Here is an 18519-nt window from a genome sequence, read left to right as displayed (position 1 = left end):
CTCTAGTTGTCTCCGGTGATCCCACCAGGGCTAGGGGGTGAGCCCGTCGGCGGGGGTGCTGACCAGTGTCCCGATCCTCTCACCACGGACCGCTCGCGCAATGTTTCCCTCGGTGAGCAGATTGAACACGATGATCGGCATGTTGTTGTCCATGCAGAGGCTGAACGCGGTGGCGTCGGCGACCTTCAGCCCGCGCTCGAGCACCTCGCGGTGCGTGATCTCCTCGAACATCTTCGCGCCCGGGTCGGTCTTCGGGTCCGCGGTGAACACCCCGTCGACGGCCTTGGCCATCAGCACGGCCTCGCAGCCGATCTCCAGGGAACGCTGGGCGGCGGCGGTGTCCGTGGAGAAGTACGGCATGCCGACACCGGCGGCGAAGATGACGACGCGACCCTTCTCCAGGTGCCGCTCTGCGCGGCGCGGGATGTAGGGCTCGGCGACCTGGCCCATCGTGATCGCGCTCTGCACGCGCGTCGGCACGCCTTCCTTCTCCAGGAAGTCCTGCAGGGCCAGGCAGTTCATCACGGTGCCCAGCATCGCCATGTAGTCGGCGCGGTCGCGGTCCATGCCACGCTGTGACAGCTCCGCGCCGCGGAAATAATTACCGCCGCCGATGACCACCGCCATCTGCACTCCGGTCCGCACGACCTCGGAGATCTGCAGGGCCACCGAGTGCACCACGTCGGGGTCGACCCCGAGCGACCCGCCGCCGAGCATTTCCCCGCCCAGTTTCAGCAGTACCCGCCTGTAGCCGTCGCCGGCTCGTTCCTCCGTCACGCCCGTCACCTCCGCTGGGTACCGCTTCGCCAACCAGTGCTCGTTCGTCATCGTGCCCCGCCCCCGATGTCGCCGGAGACGGGGCACGATACGCGTCGGCCGCCAGAGCCTACTGCTGGCCCACCTCGAAGCGGGCGAACCGCGTGACGGTCACGCCTGCCGCGTCGAGCAGCTGCTTCACGGTCTTCTTGTTGTCGGTCACCGAGGGCTGCTCGAGCAGCACGGTGTCCTTGTAGAAGGCGTTGACCTTGCCTTCGATGATCTTCGGCAGGGCCTGCTCCGGCTTGCCCTCGGCCCGCGCGGTCTCCTCGGCGATGCGGCGCTCGTTGTCGACGAGGTCGGCGGGCACCTCCTCGCGGGTCAGGTACTTCGGCTTGAGCGCGGCGATCTGCAGCGCCGCACCGCGGGCGGCGTCGGAGCTGTCGCCGGTGTACTCGACGAGCACGCCGACGGCCGGCGGGAGGCCGGCGCCACGGCGGTGCAGGTAGGTCTCGACGGTGCCGTCGAACGCCACGACGCGGCGCAGGACCAGCTTCTCGCCGATCTTCGCGGCCAGCTCCTGCACGGCGTCGTTGACGGTCTGGCCGCCCTCGAGCGGCGCGGCGCCCAGCTTCTCGACATCGTCGGTGGGATTGGCCTTGGCCGCCGCCACGATCTTGTCGGCCAGCTGCTGGAACTGCTCGTTCTTGGCGACGAAGTCGGTCTCGGAGTTGAGCTCGATCAGGACGCCACCGTCACCGGCGACGAGGCCCTCGGCGGTCGCACGCTCGGCGCGCTTGCCGACGTCCTTCGCACCCTTGATGCGCAGGAACTCGACGGCCTTCTCGAAGTCGCCGTCGTTCTCCTCGAGGGCCCGCTTGCAGTCCATCATGCCGGAGCCGGTGAGCTCGCGGAGACGCTTCACGTCCGCCGCGGTGTAGTTCGCCATCGTGTTTCCTTCGGAAGTCTTGGGCCCCGTGCGGCCGCCGGCGAGCGGCCGCACGGGGAAGCTGGGTCAGGAGGAGGTGGTCTGCTCGGCGGGCTGCGGCTGGCCGCCGCCCTCGCTGCCGGCCAGGAGTTCCTTCTCCCACTCGGCCAGCGGCTCGTCCGAGGCCACGCCGCGCTCCGGCTTGTCCTGGCCCTCCGGGGCGGAGCCGTTGCGGCCCGAGCGGGCCAGCAGTCCGGCCGCGGCCGCCTCGGCGACGACCTTGGTCAGCAGCGCCGCGGAGCGGATCGCGTCGTCGTTGCCCGGGATCGGGTAGTCCACCTCGTCCGGGTCGCAGTTGGTGTCCAGCACCGCGACGACCGGGATGTTCAGCTTGCGCGCCTCGCCGACGGCGATGTGCTCCTTCTTGGTGTCCACGATCCAGACGGCGGAGGGGACCTTCGCCATGTCGCGGATACCGCCGAGGGTCTTCTCCAGCTTGTCCTTCTCGCGGGTGAGCGTGAGGATCTCGCGCTTGGTGAGGCCCTGGAAGCCGCCGGTCTGCTCCTGCGACTCGAGCTCCTTGAGGCGCTGGAGGCGCTTGTGCACGGTCTGGAAGTTGGTGAGCATGCCGCCCAGCCAGCGCTGGTTCACGTAGGGCATGCCCACGCGCTGCGCCTCGCTGGCGATCGCTTCCTGCGCCTGCTTCTTGGTGCCGACGAACATGATCGTGCCACCGTGCGCGACGGTTTCCTTGATGAACTCGAAGGCGCGGTCGATGTAGGTCAGCGTCTGCTGCAGGTCGATGATGTAGATGCCGTTGCGCTCGGTGAGGATGTAGCGCTTCATCTTCGGGTTCCAGCGCCGCGTCTGGTGCCCGAAGTGCACACCGGAGTCGAGCAGCTGCTTCATGGTGACGACGGCCATGGCCGGATTCGCACCTCTTCTGTCTTGAGCGTGCCGGGTTTCGCCGGCCCGCGTGTCGGTTTGTCGCCGCCGGCCGGGTGGCCGTCAGCCCTGGTGCCGTGCCGGTGCCCGGACCCCGCCGAGACGGGGACCGCCCGGACGCCGCGCATCCCACCTGCCAGCCGATGCGAAGAAGCACTCTGGAACGTGGGAGCGTGCACGTACACGCGAAGTCGACCTGTGCAGGACAGGCCGCGTGAATAGTGTACGCCCAGGGGCACGCGCATTCACCACGGGCAAGGCGATACCTCGTCGGTTGTCCACAGGCCCCTCGGTTGTCCACAGAACCGCATTCTGTTTCCCACCGGCGCCGCCGAATCACCACGGTGGAGGACGTGGTCATCATCCCGCGCCCGAGCCTCCCCCTGCTGGTGGGAGCGCTGCTGCTGCTCGGCGGTGCGCCGCTGCTGGTGGGCGGTACGCCCGTGCCGCTCGGCGGCGCGCCGGTGCAGGTCGGCGGCCCACCCGTGCAACTCGGCGGCCCGCAGGCGCCGCTCGGCAGCCCGCCCGTGCAGGCCGGCGGTGCGCCAGGCTTCGCGGCCGCTCAGCAATCACCTGCCCGGCGGGTCGAAGCGGCGCCACCTCCGGCCACGACCGACCCACTCCAGGCCGCCGAACCCGAGCCTCGCTTCACGTGGCCCTTGTCCCCGGTCCCCCAGGTAACCAGGCCCTTCCAGCGGCCGGAGACGGACTACGGCCCAGGTCATCGCGGCGTCGACCTCGCCGCGGCTCCCGGTCAGCAGGTACTCGCGGCAGGCCCCGGCGTAGTGGTGTTCTCCGGTCAGGTGGCAGGTCAGGGCGTCATCTCGATCGACCACGACGGCGGCCTGAGAACGACCTACGAACCGGTCACCCCCACCGTGCCGACAGGCACCCAGGTGTTCGCCGGGCAGCCGATCGGCACCGTCAATCCCGGTCATCTCGGCTGCCCCGTCGAGGCCTGCCTGCACTGGGGAGTTCGCCGGGGAGACGAGTACCTGAACCCGTTGGCCCTGATCCGCACGGAGGCGGTGATCCGCCTGAAACCGTGGGAACCGCCCTAACCCGTGAGCCTCGCGCGCAAGCGGAGCACCGCCCGGGTGTGCAGCTGGCTGACCCGCGACTCCGTCACGCCCAGGACCTTGCCGATCTCCGCGAGCGTGAGGCTCTCGAAGTAGTAGAGGCTGACCACGATTCGGTCACGCTCGGTGAGCTGGGCGATGGCCTCGGCGAGCTGGCGCCGGTTGTCGCGGTCGACCAGGACGGCGACAGGGTCCACGGCGTCGTCGTCGGGAAGCGTGTCGACGAGGGAGCCGCTGTCCTTCCCGGCCGCGACCAGATCCTCGAGCGCAACGACGCTGGTCAGGCGCAGCTGGCCGTAGAGGTCACGCAACTCGTCGAGGCCGATGTCGAGCTCCTCGGCCAGCTCGAAGTCGGTCGGCGTGCGATGCAGGCGAGCACCGAGCCGTTCCAGGGCGCGCTCGGCCTCCCGCAGCCGGCTGCGCACCACGCGCGGCACCCAGTCCTGAGATCGGAGGTCATCAAGGATCGCACCACGAATGCGCTGCATCGCATAGGTCTCGAACCGCCAGCCGCGCTCGGGATCGAACTTCTCGATGGCATCGATCAGCCCGAAGATGCCCGACTGAACGAGGTCCCCGACGTCGACGTGGGTGGGCAGCCCGGTCCCCACCCGCCCTGCGACGTACTTGACCAGGGGCGCGTAGTGCAGCACCAGCCGCTCCCGCAACCGCTGGTTCGGCGCCGCGCGGAACTCCCGCCAAAGCGCGTTGATGGCGGCGTCCACCTCGTTGGGCGCGTCGCCGTTGGTGCTGCGGTCGGAGTGGCGGGTGCGAGCGGAGTTGTTGGCATCTACCGCCTTCGCCTCGCTGGGCGTGCTCCCGTTGGTGCCGGCGGCAGGGCGAGCGGGGCCGCCCGCGCCCACCGGCTTCGCCTCGCTAGGCCCGCTGCCGTTCGTGCTGCGAACGCCCTGATCGGAGCGAGCGGGATCGTTGACGCCCGTCGGCTTCGCCTCGTTGGACGCGCCCCCGTTCGTGCTGCGGTCAGGGTGGTCAGGGCGGGCGGGGTCGCCGGCGCCTACCGGCTTCGCCCCATTGCCCGCAGTCGTGTCTGGGGCTGCGCCGCTCGGTGCCGCGCTAACCATGTAGGGAGGGGGTTCACCAGGCGCCGACTCAGGTGCCGTCGTGTCACTTTCCGTGGCCGCTTGGCCCACGAGATGGTGGACAGGTGCCGTGGCAGGGGCGCCATCCGCGGTCTCGCTGCCCACGACCGTCGCCTTGGCGCTGTCCGTAGTCGTCGCGTCGACAGCTGGCGCGTCGGCGCTGCGCGTGGCCGTCGCCTTGGCGCTGTCCGTAGTCGTCCTGTCGGCACTGTGTGTGGCGGTCTGGTCTCCTGCCTCGGAGCTGTCGGCAGCCTTCGCACTGTCGCCCGTTGCATTGGCGCTGTCGGCAGTCGTGGGGTCGGCACTTTGCGCGCCGGTCCGATCGCCCGCCTCAGCGGGGTCTGCGGCGGTCGATGTCGCCTCGTCGTCCGCGGCGATCTCGCGTTCGGCGTCGGTGGTCTCACCGGCGGGGCCCGCCTCCCCGTTCGTTCGGGCAGCGGCGGAATCTGCCGGTACCGAATCGGGAACCGCGGCGTCCGCACTTTCGTCGGAGTTGACGGCGGCTTCGGAATCGGTGGTGCCCCGCGCCTCTTCGGCGGTGTGAGGGCGAGTCGATCGCTGGACGGGGCGGGCGGCGTCCGCGGGTACGCCGAGATCACCGTTCGGGTGGGCTTCCGAACGGTCTGCGTCGGTGAGTCGCAAGTCGGCTGTCATGCGACGGCCGCTCTCGGCAACGGGCTCAGTTCGGTCTCCGGGCTCAGGTCTGGTCGGTGGTAGTGAGGGCGGTCGCGCCGGTCCGCCCGATCGCGCCCCGGGGTCATCGGGCGCGGGGGTGGGCTCGGTCATGTATCGCCTTCAGCCGCTCGACTGTCACGTGAGTGTAGAGCTGCGTCGTGGCAAGCGTAGCGTGACCGAGCAGTTCCTGAACGCTGCGAAGATCCGCCCCTCCCTCGAGCAGGTGGGTTGCCGCGGTATGCCGCAGCCCATGAGGTCCCATGTCCGCGGCCCCCGGCACTGATCCGACGGCGTCATGAACCACTCGCCGCACGGCGCGGGGATCGAGCCGGCCACCGCGAACGCCGAGGAAGAGCGCCTCGGCGTCGGCTCGGGCAGCCCCCGCCACCATCGCCGGCCTGCCGGTGTCCAGCCACGACCGCAAGGCGCGCTCAGCAGGTACACCGAACGGCACTACGCGCTCCTTGCCGCCCTTGCCGAGCACCCGCACGACCCGTCTTGGGAAATCCACGTCACCGAGGTCGAGGCCGCACAGCTCGGATACTCGCACACCGGTTGCGTACAGCAACTCCAGGACCGCGTGATCGCGCAGCCCTTCCGGGTCCAGCTCGGCCGCACCGGCGCTGGAGGCCTGCAGCACCTCACCCGCCTCGTCCGGGCGCAGCACCGCAGGCAGTGTCCGATGTGCCCGCGGCGAAACCAGTCGCGCACCGGGATCGACCTCCAGCGCACCCTGCCGCCGGGCCCACGCGGTGAAGGTGCGCGCCGCCGCGGAGCGGCGAGCCAGTGTCGTTCGACCGGCGCCACTGCTGCGCTGGTCGGCCAACCAGGCACGGAGAACTGCGACGTCCAGATCCGCCAAGGCGGCACGGTCGTCGTCGGCCCCGTAGTCGCGGTGCAGGAACCCGAGAAGGGAGACGATGTCGCCGACATAAGCGCGCACCGTGTGCTCCGACAGCCCGCGCTCCAGGCGCAAGTGCCGCTCGTACTCGCCGAGCAGCCGGGCCACAGCCGCCGGCAGCGCAGCACGCACCTGCCGGAAGTCCACCCGGCCTTCCCCGTCTTGGCGTGCAGTCATGGCTACCCGCAGGCCTTCTCGGCACAGCCCGAGAGCTTGCGGATTCGCCACAAGACGGAGTCAGGAGTGCGCACAGCGTACAGGCGTTCGTCCGGCGAGTACTCCCAGAAAGACACCGTCATGGGTACTCACGCTGGGCGAACACGGCCCGATGGTCAAGCATCGCCACACCGGATCAGCTGCCGATCGCGTCACCTCCTCCCGCTGACTCGGACAGCTACGCGCTCTCCTGAGTTTTCCTGACAGCTCGGCATTGCTGCCAGCCGCTTTCGCCGCGCTCAGCCAACCCCTCCAGTTCCAGCGCCGGAAGAACGGCACGAACGCGCGGGACCGGCACCCCGGACTCCGTCGCGACCTGCTCGGCGGACTTGCCCTGGCCTCGCCCCAAGGCCTCGTGCACGCGGAGTGCGTCGGCTCCAAGACCGTCCGTCCGACGCCTTGGCCGAAGACGCTCCGTCGTTCGGGTGCCCAGCTTGCCGACGATGTCGATCACGTCATCGACAGACCCGACAAGTGTCGCCGCGGAGTTCCGGATGAGGTCGTGGCAGCCCGTGGACATCGCGGAGCTGATCGGGCCCGGCACCGCCATCACGATCTTCCCCAGGGCACCGGCTGTCGTCGCGGTGTTGCGAGCACCGCTCCGGCGGCCTGCCTCGACCACGACAGTGCCCTCGCTCAGGGCGGCGATCAGCCGGTTGCGCACCAGGAAGCGGTGTCGCGCGGGTGGTGTTCCCGGCGGATACTCACTCACGACCAGGCCGCCCTGTTCGGCGATCTTGTTCAACAGGACGACATGACCCGCGGGGTAACCGGCGTCGAGCCCGCAGCCCAGAAGTGCGACCGTCACGCCGTCGGCTGCGAGCGCCCCGCGATGCGCGGCACCGTCGATGCCATAGGCCGCACCGGAGAAAATCGACAGCTCGCGCTGGGCCAAGCCGTAGGCGAACTCTCCCGCGACGTGCTCGCCGTAGCCACTCGCCGCCCTGGCGCCGACGATCGCGACCGCCGCCTCCGCAGCTTCATCGAGTCGGGCGTCTCCGCGCGCCCAGAGGGCGAGCGGCACCGCAGCGCTCTGCACTCCACGCCCACGGGCGACATCGAGACAAAGCAGCGGCCAGGCGGGCCACTCGTCGTCCTCGGGGATGATCAATCGCGCGCCTATGCGCTCACCCGCCTCGAGGTCTGGCTCCGCCAGGTTCAACTCCCGACGGGCGGCCGTTTCGCCCTGCACGCGCTGCGGGCACAGGCCCTTCCTGACGGCTTCGGCAGCCGCGATCGGGCCCCATTCCGCCACGAAGGCGGCCAGCGCCGGCGCTGGAGGTTCAGCTACTCGCACCAGGTACGCCCGGGCAAGACGCTCATCAGTCATCGACATTTGCGCCTCCACACTCCGGAGGCGCGGCGAGCGCGCGAGGTCATTGACGGGTGCGAGCGTGTCATGGGGCTCTCCGATCTCGGAATTCCAGGGCGGCGGCGACGTGGTCGGCATCGGGTTCAGGGCATTTCGCCAAATCGGCAAGAGTCCAGGCGATGCGGAGGCATCGGTCGGCACCGCGGGCCGTCAGGAGGCCGCGGTCCAGGCTGCGGTCCAGGAGGGCGGTGGCCTGTCGCGGTAGGCCGAACTGGCGGCGCAGGGCGGGGCCCGGTACTTCGGCGTTCGTGCGCCAGCCGTGCGCGGACCATCGGACGGCAGCACGTTCACGGGCGGCCAGAACTCGTGCGCAGACGACGTCGGTCGACTCGGGGGTCTCCTCGGCGTGGGTCGTCATCGCGGTGATCGGGCGCATCTGGACCCGGATGTCGACACGGTCCAGCAGCGGCCCCGAAAGCCTGTTCAGGTAGCGGCGACGGGCTGAGGGCGTGCAGGTGCAGTCCGTCTCACGCGGCGGGGCGCACGGGCAAGGATTGGTGGCCAGCACGAGTTGGAAGCGCGCCGGGTAGCAGACCGAGCCCTTGGATCGCGCGATGCGGATCTCGCCGTCCTCCAAGGCCGTGCGCAGCGACTCCAGCGCCGGGCCGGAAAACTCGCACGCCTCGTCGAGCAGGAGGACACCGCGGTGCGCCTGGCTGATCAGGCCCGGCGCGGCGAGACCACTTCCGCCGCCGACGAGTGCCGCGACCGACACCGAGTGGTGCGGCGCCACGAATGGCGGGGCCTGGACCAGCGGCGACGTCGGCGACAGCGAGCCGTGGACGGAGTGCACCGCCGTCACTTCCAGCGCTTCCTCGATCGACAGCCGGGGCAGCAGGCCCGGGAGGCGCTTCGCCAGCATCGTCTTGCCGACGCCCGGCGGTCCCGTGAACAGCAGATGGTGACCGCCGGCGGCCGCGACTTCGAGGGCCCAGCGCGCTTCGGGCTGGCCGACCACGTCTGCCAGGTCAGCCAGTTTGGGTGGCACTCCTTCGGGTGGGGCCTCGGGTTTGACGAGGCTGTTCTCGCCGTGGAGCCAGGCGATCACGTCTGCCAGACGCGCGGCGCCGAAGACCTCGATGCCCTCGACCAGGGCCGCTTCGAACAGCGAATGCACTGGTACCAATGCTCGCTTGACGCCCGCCTTGCGTGCGGCGATCAGTCCCGGCAGGACGCCGCGGATCTCGCGGACGCGGCCGTCGAGCGACAGTTCGCCGAGCAACACCGTGCCGGGCAGCCTGGTCGCCGGCACCTTCCCCGCGGCGGCGAGGACCGCGACCGCGATCGCGAGGTCGTAGCCGGAGCCCAGCTTCGGCAGGTTCGCCGGCGACAGGCCGAGGGTGAGCTTCTCCCCCGGCCACTGCTGGCCCGAGTTGCGGACTGCCGAGCGGACCCTGTCCTTGGCCTCGCGGAGGCCCGCGTCGGGTAGGCCGACCAGCTTCATGCTCGGCAGGCCGCCGCCGAGGTCGGCTTCCACCTCGATGACCCGGCCGTCGATGCCGAGGACGGCGACCGACCAGGTGTGTCCGATGGGCATCAGCGCGCTCCCGACGGCTGGCGGAGCGGGGCGGCGGGAATGGGTGGCGGGACCTTGGCGAGCCGATCTGATGAGGGGCGCCGGGATGTTTCGGGGTGGGGGAGGTGGCGGGCGGGGTTTGGGAGGGGCCCGGTCGTACGTGTGGGTTCGAGGAGGGCGGCGGGGCGAGGGCGGGCCGGGAGGAGCTGGAACGGCGCGCTTGGTCGGGGCTCAACGAGAAGGGCGGTGGAGCCGGAGCGGGCCGGGAGAGGTTGTGGCGCAGGGCGGAGACGGACGGCCTCCAGGAGGGCGACGGGGCGAGCGCGCGGCGGGAGGGGCTGGAGCGGGGTGCTTGGTCGGGACGCGCCGGTCGAGGTGGCGGGGCGGGGGTGCGTTGAGAATGGCCGGGACGCCGCGCTTGGTCGGGCCGCGCCGAGGGAGGCGATGGGGCGAGAGCTGGCTGGGATGGGCTGGAGCCGCGCGCTTGGCCGGGACCTGCCGGGCGAGGTGGCGGGGCGCATGCAGGTCGGGACTGCCCGGAGCCGCAGGCTCGGACTGGTGGGGAGGGCGGAGGGGCGAGGGCGGCCCGGGAGGAGCTTGAGCCGCGCGCATGGCCGGGCCTCGCCGAGGGAGACGGCGGAGCGCACACAGGTCGGGAGGGGCCGGAGCCACGCGCTTGGCCGGGACCTGCCGGGCGAGGTGGCGGGGCGCATGCAGGTCGGGACTGCCCGGAGCCGCAGGCTCGGACTGGTGGGGAGGGCGGCGGGGCGAGGGCGGGCTGGGAGGGGCTTGAGCCACACGCATGGCCGGGCCTCGCCGAGGGAGACAGCGGAGCGCACACAGGTCGGGAGGAGCCGGAGCCACGCGCATGGCCGGGCCGCACCGAGGAGGGTGGCGGGGCGAGCGCGCGGCGGGAGGGGCTGGAACGGCGCGCTTGGCCGGGACCCGCCGGGCGAGGTGGCGGGGCGCAAGCAGGTCGGGAGGGGCCGGAGCCACGCGCTCGGACTGGTGGGGAGGGTGGCGGGGCGAGCGCATGCGGGGCACCCGGAGTAGGCGGCCATCAGAAGGCCCCCGGGAAGTGCTTCAGGCGCGGAGGGCCCGTAGGGCCCACGAGCACCGAGATCACGTCGAAGCGGATGGGGCACCAGCCGAGGCTGAAGGCGCGCAGCCATTGGCCCGTGATCCGGCGGATGCGGGCGATCTTCTCCGCTGTGACGGCCTCCGCGGGATCGCCGAAGTTCTGGCCCGCGCGGGTCTTCACCTCGCAGACGACGAGTGTGCGGCCGTCGGTGGCCACGATGTCCAGCTCGCCCTCGCGGCAGCGCCAGTTCTGCGACAGCACCACGAAGCCGAGCTTCTGCAGATGCCGGGCGGCCAGCCGCTCACCTCTGCGGCCGAGGCCGAGATGAGGAGCGGGTCCTGCCACAGTGCTCATCACTGCTACCCCCAGGTGTCGAATCCTTAGCGTCCGAGAAAGACGCTGCCAGCTTCGACACAGGGGCCACCAGAACCAATCAGCTCACCTGTGGACAACCCACCTGTTGTGGACAGATGGGGCGGATCAGCCGGAGAACGGACCGTCCTCGGGCAGTCGGAGGTCGGGTTTCTCCAGCTCTTCGACGTTGACGTCCTTGAAGGTGATGACCCGGACGTTCTTCACGAAACGCGCGGGGCGGTACATGTCCCACACCCAGGCGTCGGACATCCGCACCTCGAAGTACACCTCGCCACCACCGTCACGGACCTGCACGTCCACGGCGTTGGCCAGGTAGAACCGCCGCTCGGTCTCCACCACGTACGAGAACTGGCTGACGATGTCGCGGTACTCCCGGTACAGCGACAACTCCATCTCGGTCTCGTACTTCTCGAGATCCTCTGCGCTCATGAAATCCGCGCCCCTCCTCGCGAGTTCGACCGGTATCCGACGGCGGAACCCTCATTCTGACTCACGACGTCCTCCAGAGCACGCGCCGACGACTCCAACTGCCCCAGCGCCGCCACGGTCAGCATCACCTTGTGGGGTGGCCGCCGCCCGTGCGCGGCCGCCGCCGTCGCCACATTGGTGTAGGACCACCGATGTACCGCACTGGGCCCGTACTCGGTGAGTGCCGCGCCGTGTTCGGTGGTGGTGTACCCCTTGTGCACGTCGAACCCGTACACCGGATGCTCCCCGTGCAGGTCGGACATGATGCGGTCCCTCGTCACCTTGGCCAGGACCGACGCCGCCGCCACGCACGCCACCGCCCGGTCCCCCTTGATCACCGCGAGGCTCGGCGCGGGCAGCCCCGGCACCTTGAACCCGTCGGTCAGCACGTACCCGGGACAGGTCTTCAGCCCGGCCACCGCGCGCCGCATGCCCTCGATATTCATCACATGGATGCCGAGCAGGTCCACCTCGGCCGCGGGAATCACCACAATGGAGTAGTCGAGCGCCCGCGCTATCACCCGGTCGTAGACGCGGTCGCGGGCCAGTGCGGTCAGCAGCTTCGAGTCGGTCAGTTCGGCCAGCCGCGCCGCGTCACCCGGCTTGAGGACGCACGCCGCGACCACGAGGGGGCCGGCGCACGCACCGCGTCCAGCCTCGTCCACGCCGGCGACGGGACCGAGCCCACGCCGGTCGAGTGCGGACAACAGGCCCCAGGAGATCTCCCCCCGGACCACCGCCCGGGGTGGCCTGATCGGGGCCGCGAGCGCGGAAGAGCTACCCACTGGCTACCGCTTTCGCTTGACCACCTTGCGCGCACCGGAACCGAACCTGCGACCGAGCGACACGGCTGGCCATGCCGCGACCGCGCCGAGCCCTAGCGGCACGCCCTGCTGCCAGTCCGGGGCGCTCATGCCGAGCGCCACCGGCTGTGCGTTCTCCTGCGGGTTGGTATCACTCACCCCGCCCCACCTGCTCGGTGGCAGCACGATGACGCGGGCCTTGCCGATGATGTTGGCGACCGGCACGACACCACGCAGCCCACCGCCGCCCTGGTACCGCGAGTCCGAAGAGTCGTTGCGGTTGTCGCCCATGACCCAGACCGTTCCGTCGGGCACCTTCACCGGATCGAAGGGTTCCTGATGCGGGTCGTTCGGGTCCATCCAGTGAATGTAGGGCTCGTTGAGCGCCTTGCCGTCGACCACGACCCGGTTCTGCGCGTCGCAGCACTGCACGGTCTGGCCGCCGACAGCGATGATCCGCTTGACGAAGTCCCGCTCGTCCGGCGGCGCGAGCCCGAACACCGAACCGACGTTCTGGAAGAACCGCACGACCGGGTTGCTCGACCGCTCGGTCGGCGCCTCGTTCTCGAGCCAGGGCTCCGGCCCCTTGAAGACCACCACGTCACCAGGACCGGGGTCGGTGAAGTCGTAGGTGATCTTGTCGACCAGTACCTTGTCGCCGTAGCAACCGGTGCAGCCGTGCAGCGTGCTTTCCATCGACGCCGACGGAATCGTGTAGACCCGGGCGAAGAACTGCTGGAAGACAAAGGCGAGAACCAATGCCACCACGATCAGGATCGGCAGTTCGACCCAGAACGAGCGCTGTTTCTTGGCCTTGCGATGACGCCGTTTTCCGTTTGCGTCGCTTTCGCCGTTTTCGGCACGTTCCGGTTCGTCCTCGGCAGCGCTCGAGGGCACAGGCTCAACCACGTCGCCAGGCTACTAGTGCGCCGTTCAGGAGGCCGTGGGGGCTTCGCGACGCTCCTTGATCTTCGCCGCCTTGCCACGCAGCTCGCGCAGGTAGTACAGCTTCGCGCGCCGGACGTCGCCGCGCTTGAAGACCTCGATCTGCGCGATGTTGGGCGAATGCACCGGGAAAGTGCGCTCCACGCCGACACCGAACGAAACCTTGCGCACGGTGAAGGTCTCGCGGATGCCACCGCCCTGACGGCGGATGACGACGCCCTGGAAGATCTGGTTGCGCTCGCGGTTTCCTTCGATGACGCGAACGTGCACCTTCAGCGTGTCACCCGGGCGGAAGTTCGGAATGTCGGAACGCAGCGACTGAGCGTCCAGGCTGTCCAGGGTGTTCATCGGGATTCCGTCCTCGTCCTTCGTCTGGCTGCGTACGTCCGGGCACGGATCAGCTCGTGAGCGATCGACCCGGGGGCTCATGGGGCACGGCCGGGAAACGGCGTGCCAAACGTCAAGTATTCCAGACGCGATCGGACCGGTGTCACCCGGCCTGCCGCTGCTCCCCGCGGACACGGTCGAGCAAGGCGAGATCGCGCTTGTCCAGGTTACCCTCCGGCAGCCGGTCCAGCAGCTCGGGCCGCCGCCGCAGGGTCCGCTCCAGCGCCTGGTCCCGGCGCCAGCGCTCGATGAGGGCGTGGTTGCCGGACCGGAGCACCTCGGGCACGGCCAGCTCCCGCCACACCTCCGGCCGGGTGTAGCTGGGGCCTTCGAGCAGGCCGTCGGAGAACGAGTCCTGCTCCGCCGAGACGGGGTTGCCGAGGACGCCGGGCAACAGGCGCACGGCCGCCTCGACCATCACCAGCACCGCGGCCTCACCGCCGACCAGCACGTAGTCGCCGATGGACACCTCGTCGACCGGCATCCGCCGGGCCGCGTCGTCGACGACCCGCTGGTCGATGCCCTCGTACCGGCCGCAGGCGAACACCAGGTGCTCCTCCTGCGCGTACGCCCGCGCCATCTCCTGCGTGAACGGGCGGCCGGCGGGCGTCGGCACGACGAGCCGGGTGGCTTCGCCGCACACCGCGTCCAGCGCGTCGCCCCAGACCTGCGGCTTCATGACCATGCCGGGACCGCCGCCGTACGGCGCGTCGTCCACGGCGCGGTGCACGTCGTGCGTCCAGTCCCGCAGGTCGTGCACGCCGACCTCGATGAGGCCGCGCTCGATGGCACGGCCCAGCAGCGCCGCGCGCAGGGGGTCCAGGTACTCGGGGAAGATCGTGATGACGTCGATCCGCATGGCGGTCCCCACTACTCGATGTCGTCGAGCAGGCCCTCGGGCGGGTCGAGCACGACCCGGCCCGCGGCCACGTCGACGACGGGCACGATCTCCCGCACGAACGGCACCAGGACCGTCCGGCCCTCGCGATCCAGCGCGAGCAGCTCGCCACCGGGCGAGTGCACGATCTCCTGCACCGTGCCGACGACGGTCCCGTCCGCCAGCTCGGCGCGCAGCCCTTCGAGCTCGTGATCGTAGAACTCGTCCGGGTCGTCGGTCGGCGGCAGGTCCGCCGTGTCGGCGAGCAGCAGCAGCCCGCGGGCACCCTCGGCGTCCTCGCGGGAGTGGATCTCTTCGAAACTCACCAGCAGCCGCCCGCTGTGCGCGCGGGCGGCTGCGATGGTGAGCGGACGGGTGCTGCCGTCACGGTGGCGCGCGTTGAGCACGACACCTTCGGCGAAACGCTCCTCGGGCGAGTCGGTGCGCACGTCCACGGCGAGCTCACCGTGGATCCCGTGCGCCTTCGCGACGCGCCCGACCACGACCTCCACGGTGCGGCGGTCAGCGATCGGTGTCGACGACGTCCACCCGGACGCCGCGGCCACCGATGCCGCCCATGACCGTGCGCAGGGCCGTCGCCGTGCGGCCACCCCGGCCGATGACCTTGCCCAGGTCGTCGGGGTGAACGTGCACCTCGAGCGTGCGGCCGCGCCGCGTGGTGATCAGCTCGACCCGGACGTCGTCCGGGTTGTCGACGATCCCGCGCACCAGGTGTTCGAGGGAGTCGGCGAGGAAGCTCACGCCTCCGCCTTACCCGCCTCGTCGGCCTCGGCCTTCTTCGGGGCCTTCTTCTTCGGCGTGGTGGCCTCGGTCGAGGGCTCCTCACCGGCGGCGGCCAGCGCGGCGTTGAACAGGTCCTGCTTCGACGTCTTCGGCTCGCGCACCTTCAGCGTGCCCTCGGTACCGGGCAGGCCCTTGAACTTCTGCCAGTCGCCGGTGATCTCGAGGATGCGCTGCACCGGCTCGGTCGGCTGCGCGCCGACACCCAGCCAGTACTGCGCACGGTCGGAGTCGACCTCGATGAAGCTCGGCTCTTCCTTCGGGTGGTACTTGCCGATCGTCTCGATGGCCTTGCCATCCCGGCGGGTGCGCGCGTCGGCGACGATGATGCGGTAGTACGGCGCACGGATCTTGCCGAGGCGCTGCAGCTTGATCTTGACGGCCACGGGTGTGGGTACTCCTTGGTTTTCTCGGTGCTCGCTGGTGCCGGGTCACGATCCGAGTGGGGACAACGGACACGAGTACCCGAAGCTGGGGTCGCCACGGCACGGTGAGAGGGACCGGCCGGAGCGGGCAAGCGTCAATTGTGCCAGACGCGTCCTGACCGGTGCGCTAGAGGGTCATCACACCCAGTGTCGTGAGCAGCAGGGCCAGCGCGGGGAGGAAGTTGTTCATCTGGTGTGCGACGACCGCGCCGAGCAGGCGGCCGGTGAACAGCCGGGCCAGCCCGATGGGCACCGCGATCACCAGCAGCAGCGTCGTGCGCAGGGGTTCGAGGTGGCTGACCGCGAAGACCGCGGTGGACAGCAGGAAGGCGGCCACCCTGGCCCACTTCTCCCCGCCCCACGGCAGCCGCTCGACCGCGCCCCAGAGCAGGCCGCGGTAGATGATCTCCTCGCAGACCGGGCCGAGCAGCCACAGGTAGACGAACATGATGATGGCGGCCGTCAGCGACATCGGCTGGTCCTCGACCAGGGCACCGATCGCGGAGGTCGCGTTGTTCTGACCGACCGCGTGGGTCCAGACGAACGCGCCGACCGTCGTCAGGACCAGGCCGAGCACGCCGAGCTTCAAGCCGAGCCGGACGTCGGCCCAGTGCCATTCCAGGCGCAGGTCGATGCGCGGGCCGTTGCCGCGCCACACCGTGATCAGGACCGCGACCAGCGCGGCCAGCACCGTCGGGGTGATCGTGCCGATCAGCACGTCGCTGACCGGGGTCGGCCTGCCCGCGGGCACCGGAGGGAGCAGGACGCTGACGAACGCGGCCGAGGCCACCAGTACCGCCTCGGCGACGAGGAAGGCGCCGAAGCCCCAGCGGTGCGCGGGCGGCGCAGCGGCCTCCGGCAGCTCGAGCGAGTCCAGCGGCTCGTCGGGCTGCGTCGCGGTCACCCCATGCCTCCGTCCGATCCGGCCGAACCACTTTCCGAGCCTAGTCCCCATCACGCCGCCGTTCAGGCGCCGGTGAACAGCAGCAACGCCGCGGGCAGGTTGTTGGCCGCGTGCGCGACGAGACTCGCGCCCACCCGGCCGGTCCGCAACCGCGCCCAGCCGATCGCCACGCCCTGGCCGAACAACGCGATCGTGCGCGTGGGCTCGCCGTGCAGGTAGGCGAAGACCACGGCGGTCAGGACGAGGATCACCCACGGCGGCACGCGGTGGTGCGCCAGCGCGTTCCACAGCGCGCCGCGCATCAGCAGCTCCTCCGCGAGCGGCGTCGCGGCGACCACGATGATCGCGGCGAGCACGAGCCAGAGCGTGTTGTCGTCGTCGTTCCGGGCGAGATCCGCCAGCGGGCCGTCGGACACCCGGTCGGTGCCGTACAGCCCGAGGAGCAGGAGGTTGAGCAGGTAGCCGGCGAGGAGCGCGACACCGCCGCACGCGAGGCCGACCTTGACGTCGCGGAGCGTGGGCAGCCAGCCGAAGTCGGCGCCGCTGCCCCACCAGCGGGAGGCGACGAGCGGGGCGAGGCCGAGCAGGACGGTGGGCAGGAAGGCCAGCAGCAGCACCGGGCCGACGTCGAGGAGCTCCAGCGGGTCGACACTCGCGTGGCCGGAGCGCAGGGCGGTCATCACGAGGGTGACCAGGTGGTAGACGCCGAGGCCGACGAAGAAGGCGAGGAAGCCCCAGTGGGCGCCGGGAACGGTGCGGGTGCGGCTCTGCTGGTCCACCCGCGTGCCCCCTTCCACGCCGTTCAGGCTATGTGGCGCCCTGCTACCGATCGAACCCGGGCTGTGAGCGGGCGTCAACGGAGCGGGTTCCGGCGGGTGGGAACGGCTCAGCTCAAGATCAGCGGAGCACGGTGCCGTTCAGGATGATGTGCCGGGGCGTGCGCAGGATGGACAGGTCCTCCCGCGGGTCGGCGTCGTAGACCAGGAGGTCCGCGGGGGCGCCTTCGGTCAGGGACGGGTGGCCGAGCCACTCGCGGGCGGACCAGGACGCCGCGGCCAGCGCGTCCGTGCGGGACATGCCCGCCCGCCACAGGGCTTCGACCTCGTCCACCACACGGCCGTGGGCCACCATGCCGCCCGCGTCGCTGCCCGCGTAGATCGCGACGCCTGCCGACAGCGCCGCGGCGATCATGTCGGTCACGCCCGCGTGGAGGGCTCGCATGTGGGCGGCGTACACCGGGTACTTGCTCGCCTTCTCGGCGATGGCCGGGAAGTTCTCGATGTTGATCAGGGTCGGCACCAGCGCCGTCCCGCGGCCGGCCATTTCCGCGAGCAGGTCCGGCGTCAGGCCCGTCCCGTGTTCGAGGCAGTCGATACCCGCGTCGATCAGCCCCGGCAGGGCCTCCTCGCCGAAGACGTGGGCCGTGACGCGCACGCCGGCCGCGTGGGCGACCTTGATCGCCTCGTCCAGCACGTCGTCCGGCCACAGCGGCGCCAGATCGCCGGTCGAGCGGTCGATCCAGTCCCCCACCAGCTTGACCCAGCCGTCGCCGTCGGCGGCCTGCTCGGCGACCGCCGCGGGCAGCTCGTCCGGGGAGTCCAGGTCGATGCCCAGGCCCGGGACGTAGCGCTTCGGCAGCGCCAGATGCCTGCCACAGCGGATCATCCGCGGCAGGTCGGCCCGCCGCTGGAGCGCGCGCGTGTCGATGGGCTGGCCGCAGTCGCGGATCAGCAGGGTGCCCGCGTCCCGGTCCACCAGCGCCTGCGCCACGGCGTCGTCCACTGTGGACGGACCGTGCACGCCGATCGCGGGATGACAGTGGGCGTCCACCAGTCCCGGCACGAGAAACCCTTCGGAGACAAGGGTTTCCGCGCCGTCCACCGGCTCGTGGGTGAGCCGGCCGCCGTCGATCCAGACGTCTCGCCGCTCGCCGTCGGGCAGCACGACACCACGCAGATGCACGGG

20 protein-coding genes are annotated in these 18519 nt (G+C 70.6%); 1 reads left to right on the top strand and 19 read right to left on the bottom strand.

Translation table 11 applies throughout. The annotated features are described in order from the left end of the window. Window positions 1-30: 30 nt before the first annotated feature. The 3 genes from pyrH to rpsB all read right to left on the bottom strand — a co-directional run bounded on the left by pyrH (window position 31) and on the right by rpsB (window position 2608). Complete coding sequence (pyrH, locus tag LWP59_RS08280) at window positions 31-777, bottom strand: UMP kinase (RefSeq protein WP_144638563.1); 747 nt, start codon at window positions 775-777, stop codon at window positions 31-33. 109 nt (window positions 778-886) lie between these two features. After that, entirely contained in the window at window positions 887-1705 is an 819-nt protein-coding gene (tsf, locus tag LWP59_RS08275; protein ID WP_144638565.1) for a translation elongation factor Ts, read from the bottom strand. Between the two features lie 66 nt (window positions 1706-1771). After that, the gene (gene rpsB, locus LWP59_RS08270) at window positions 1772-2608 is read right to left on the bottom strand and encodes a 30S ribosomal protein S2 (protein WP_144638567.1); all 837 of its coding nucleotides are present in this window, start codon (window positions 2606-2608) and stop codon (window positions 1772-1774) included. A gap of 548 nt (window positions 2609-3156) precedes the next feature. On the opposite strand from rpsB, the gene LWP59_RS08265 reads away from it, so the two are divergent. Beyond that, a complete protein-coding gene (locus tag LWP59_RS08265; protein ID WP_222425533.1) occupies window positions 3157-3690 on the top strand; it encodes a M23 family metallopeptidase in 534 nt (177 codons plus the stop codon). Here the strand turns inward: LWP59_RS08265 and LWP59_RS08260 are convergent. From LWP59_RS08260 to LWP59_RS08185, 16 genes are all read right to left on the bottom strand, one after another. After that, window positions 3687-4571, bottom strand: coding sequence for a FliA/WhiG family RNA polymerase sigma factor (locus tag LWP59_RS08260; protein WP_191334786.1), 885 nt, complete (start codon window positions 4569-4571; stop codon window positions 3687-3689). The two genes, LWP59_RS08265 and LWP59_RS08260, sit on opposite strands and share 4 nt — an antisense overlap. Window positions 4572-5565: 994 nt before the next feature. Continuing rightward, the gene (locus tag LWP59_RS08255; protein ID WP_144646246.1) at window positions 5566-6561 is read right to left on the bottom strand and encodes a tyrosine recombinase XerC; all 996 of its coding nucleotides are present in this window, start codon (window positions 6559-6561) and stop codon (window positions 5566-5568) included. 217 nt (window positions 6562-6778) lie between these two features. Beyond that, complete coding sequence (gene dprA / locus LWP59_RS08250) at window positions 6779-7936, bottom strand: DNA-processing protein DprA (protein WP_144646248.1); 1158 nt, start codon at window positions 7934-7936, stop codon at window positions 6779-6781. Window positions 7937-7997: 61 nt separating this feature from the next. After that, on the bottom strand, window positions 7998-9509 hold the full coding sequence (locus LWP59_RS08245) for a YifB family Mg chelatase-like AAA ATPase (protein ID WP_144646244.1): 1512 nt from the start codon (window positions 9507-9509) through the stop codon (window positions 7998-8000). Between the two features lie 1039 nt (window positions 9510-10548). Continuing rightward, window positions 10549-10923, bottom strand: a complete 375-nt coding sequence (locus tag LWP59_RS08240; protein WP_144642678.1) for a YraN family protein — start codon at window positions 10921-10923, stop codon at window positions 10549-10551. 126 nt (window positions 10924-11049) lie between these two features. After that, window positions 11050-11373: a DUF2469 domain-containing protein gene (locus tag LWP59_RS08235; protein ID WP_027946358.1), complete on the bottom strand. Its 324-nt coding sequence runs from the start codon at window positions 11371-11373 to the stop codon at window positions 11050-11052. Continuing rightward, window positions 11370-12149: a ribonuclease HII gene (locus LWP59_RS08230; protein ID WP_186383416.1), complete on the bottom strand. Its 780-nt coding sequence runs from the start codon at window positions 12147-12149 to the stop codon at window positions 11370-11372. The genes LWP59_RS08235 and LWP59_RS08230 overlap by 4 nt, the downstream gene beginning before the upstream one ends. A 51-nt stretch (window positions 12150-12200) precedes the next feature. Beyond that, complete coding sequence (gene lepB, locus LWP59_RS08225) at window positions 12201-13124, bottom strand: signal peptidase I (protein WP_144642680.1); 924 nt, start codon at window positions 13122-13124, stop codon at window positions 12201-12203. 24 nt (window positions 13125-13148) lie between these two features. Continuing rightward, window positions 13149-13508, bottom strand: coding sequence for a 50S ribosomal protein L19 (gene rplS / locus LWP59_RS08220; RefSeq protein WP_144642681.1), 360 nt, complete (start codon window positions 13506-13508; stop codon window positions 13149-13151). Between the two features lie 142 nt (window positions 13509-13650). Then, the gene (gene trmD, locus LWP59_RS08215) at window positions 13651-14406 is read right to left on the bottom strand and encodes a tRNA (guanosine(37)-N1)-methyltransferase TrmD (RefSeq protein WP_144642682.1); all 756 of its coding nucleotides are present in this window, start codon (window positions 14404-14406) and stop codon (window positions 13651-13653) included. 11 nt (window positions 14407-14417) lie between these two features. Beyond that, window positions 14418-14936, bottom strand: a complete 519-nt coding sequence (gene rimM / locus LWP59_RS08210; protein ID WP_144642683.1) for a ribosome maturation factor RimM — start codon at window positions 14934-14936, stop codon at window positions 14418-14420. Between the two features lie 10 nt (window positions 14937-14946). Next, window positions 14947-15186, bottom strand: coding sequence for an RNA-binding protein (locus tag LWP59_RS08205; protein ID WP_020671256.1), 240 nt, complete (start codon window positions 15184-15186; stop codon window positions 14947-14949). Beyond that, window positions 15183-15611, bottom strand: a complete 429-nt coding sequence (gene rpsP, locus LWP59_RS08200) for a 30S ribosomal protein S16 (RefSeq protein WP_144642684.1) — start codon at window positions 15609-15611, stop codon at window positions 15183-15185. The genes LWP59_RS08205 and rpsP overlap by 4 nt, the downstream gene beginning before the upstream one ends. A gap of 166 nt (window positions 15612-15777) precedes the next feature. Further along, entirely contained in the window at window positions 15778-16554 is a 777-nt protein-coding gene (locus LWP59_RS08195) for a CPBP family intramembrane glutamic endopeptidase (protein WP_233921979.1), read from the bottom strand. A gap of 62 nt (window positions 16555-16616) precedes the next feature. After that, window positions 16617-17333, bottom strand: coding sequence for a CPBP family intramembrane glutamic endopeptidase (locus LWP59_RS08190; RefSeq protein ID WP_144642724.1), 717 nt, complete (start codon window positions 17331-17333; stop codon window positions 16617-16619). A gap of 118 nt (window positions 17334-17451) precedes the next feature. Next, window positions 17452-18516, bottom strand: coding sequence for an amidohydrolase family protein (locus tag LWP59_RS08185; RefSeq protein ID WP_144642686.1), 1065 nt, complete (start codon window positions 18514-18516; stop codon window positions 17452-17454). Window positions 18517-18519 lie beyond the last annotated feature (3 nt).

The sequence above is a fragment of the Amycolatopsis acidiphila genome, from assembly GCF_021391495.1.
In the GTDB taxonomy this organism is placed as follows: Bacteria; Actinomycetota; Actinomycetes; order Mycobacteriales; family Pseudonocardiaceae; genus Amycolatopsis_E; species Amycolatopsis_E acidiphila.
Note: the sequence above shows the minus strand (reverse complement) of the source record. Positions and strands in the feature narration are given on the sequence as shown.

Coding starts and splice junctions, on each gene's coding strand:
- tsf (WP_144638565.1), bottom strand. CDS start 1,705: ATGGCGAACTACACCGCGGCGGACGTGAAGCGTCTCCGCGAGCTCACC.
- rpsB (WP_144638567.1), bottom strand. CDS start 2,608: ATGGCCGTCGTCACCATGAAGCAGCTGCTCGACTCCGGTGTGCACTTC.
- LWP59_RS08255 (WP_144646246.1), bottom strand. CDS start 6,561: ATGACTGCACGCCAAGACGGGGAAGGCCGGGTGGACTTCCGGCAGGTG.
- dprA (WP_144646248.1), bottom strand. CDS start 7,936: ATGTCGATGACTGATGAGCGTCTTGCCCGGGCGTACCTGGTGCGAGTA.
- LWP59_RS08245 (WP_144646244.1), bottom strand. CDS start 9,509: ATGCCCATCGGACACACCTGGTCGGTCGCCGTCCTCGGCATCGACGGC.
- LWP59_RS08240 (WP_144642678.1), bottom strand. CDS start 10,923: ATGAGCACTGTGGCAGGACCCGCTCCTCATCTCGGCCTCGGCCGCAGA.
- LWP59_RS08235 (WP_027946358.1), bottom strand. CDS start 11,373: ATGAGCGCAGAGGATCTCGAGAAGTACGAGACCGAGATGGAGTTGTCG.
- rplS (WP_144642681.1), bottom strand. CDS start 13,508: ATGAACACCCTGGACAGCCTGGACGCTCAGTCGCTGCGTTCCGACATT.
- trmD (WP_144642682.1), bottom strand. CDS start 14,406: ATGCGGATCGACGTCATCACGATCTTCCCCGAGTACCTGGACCCCCTG.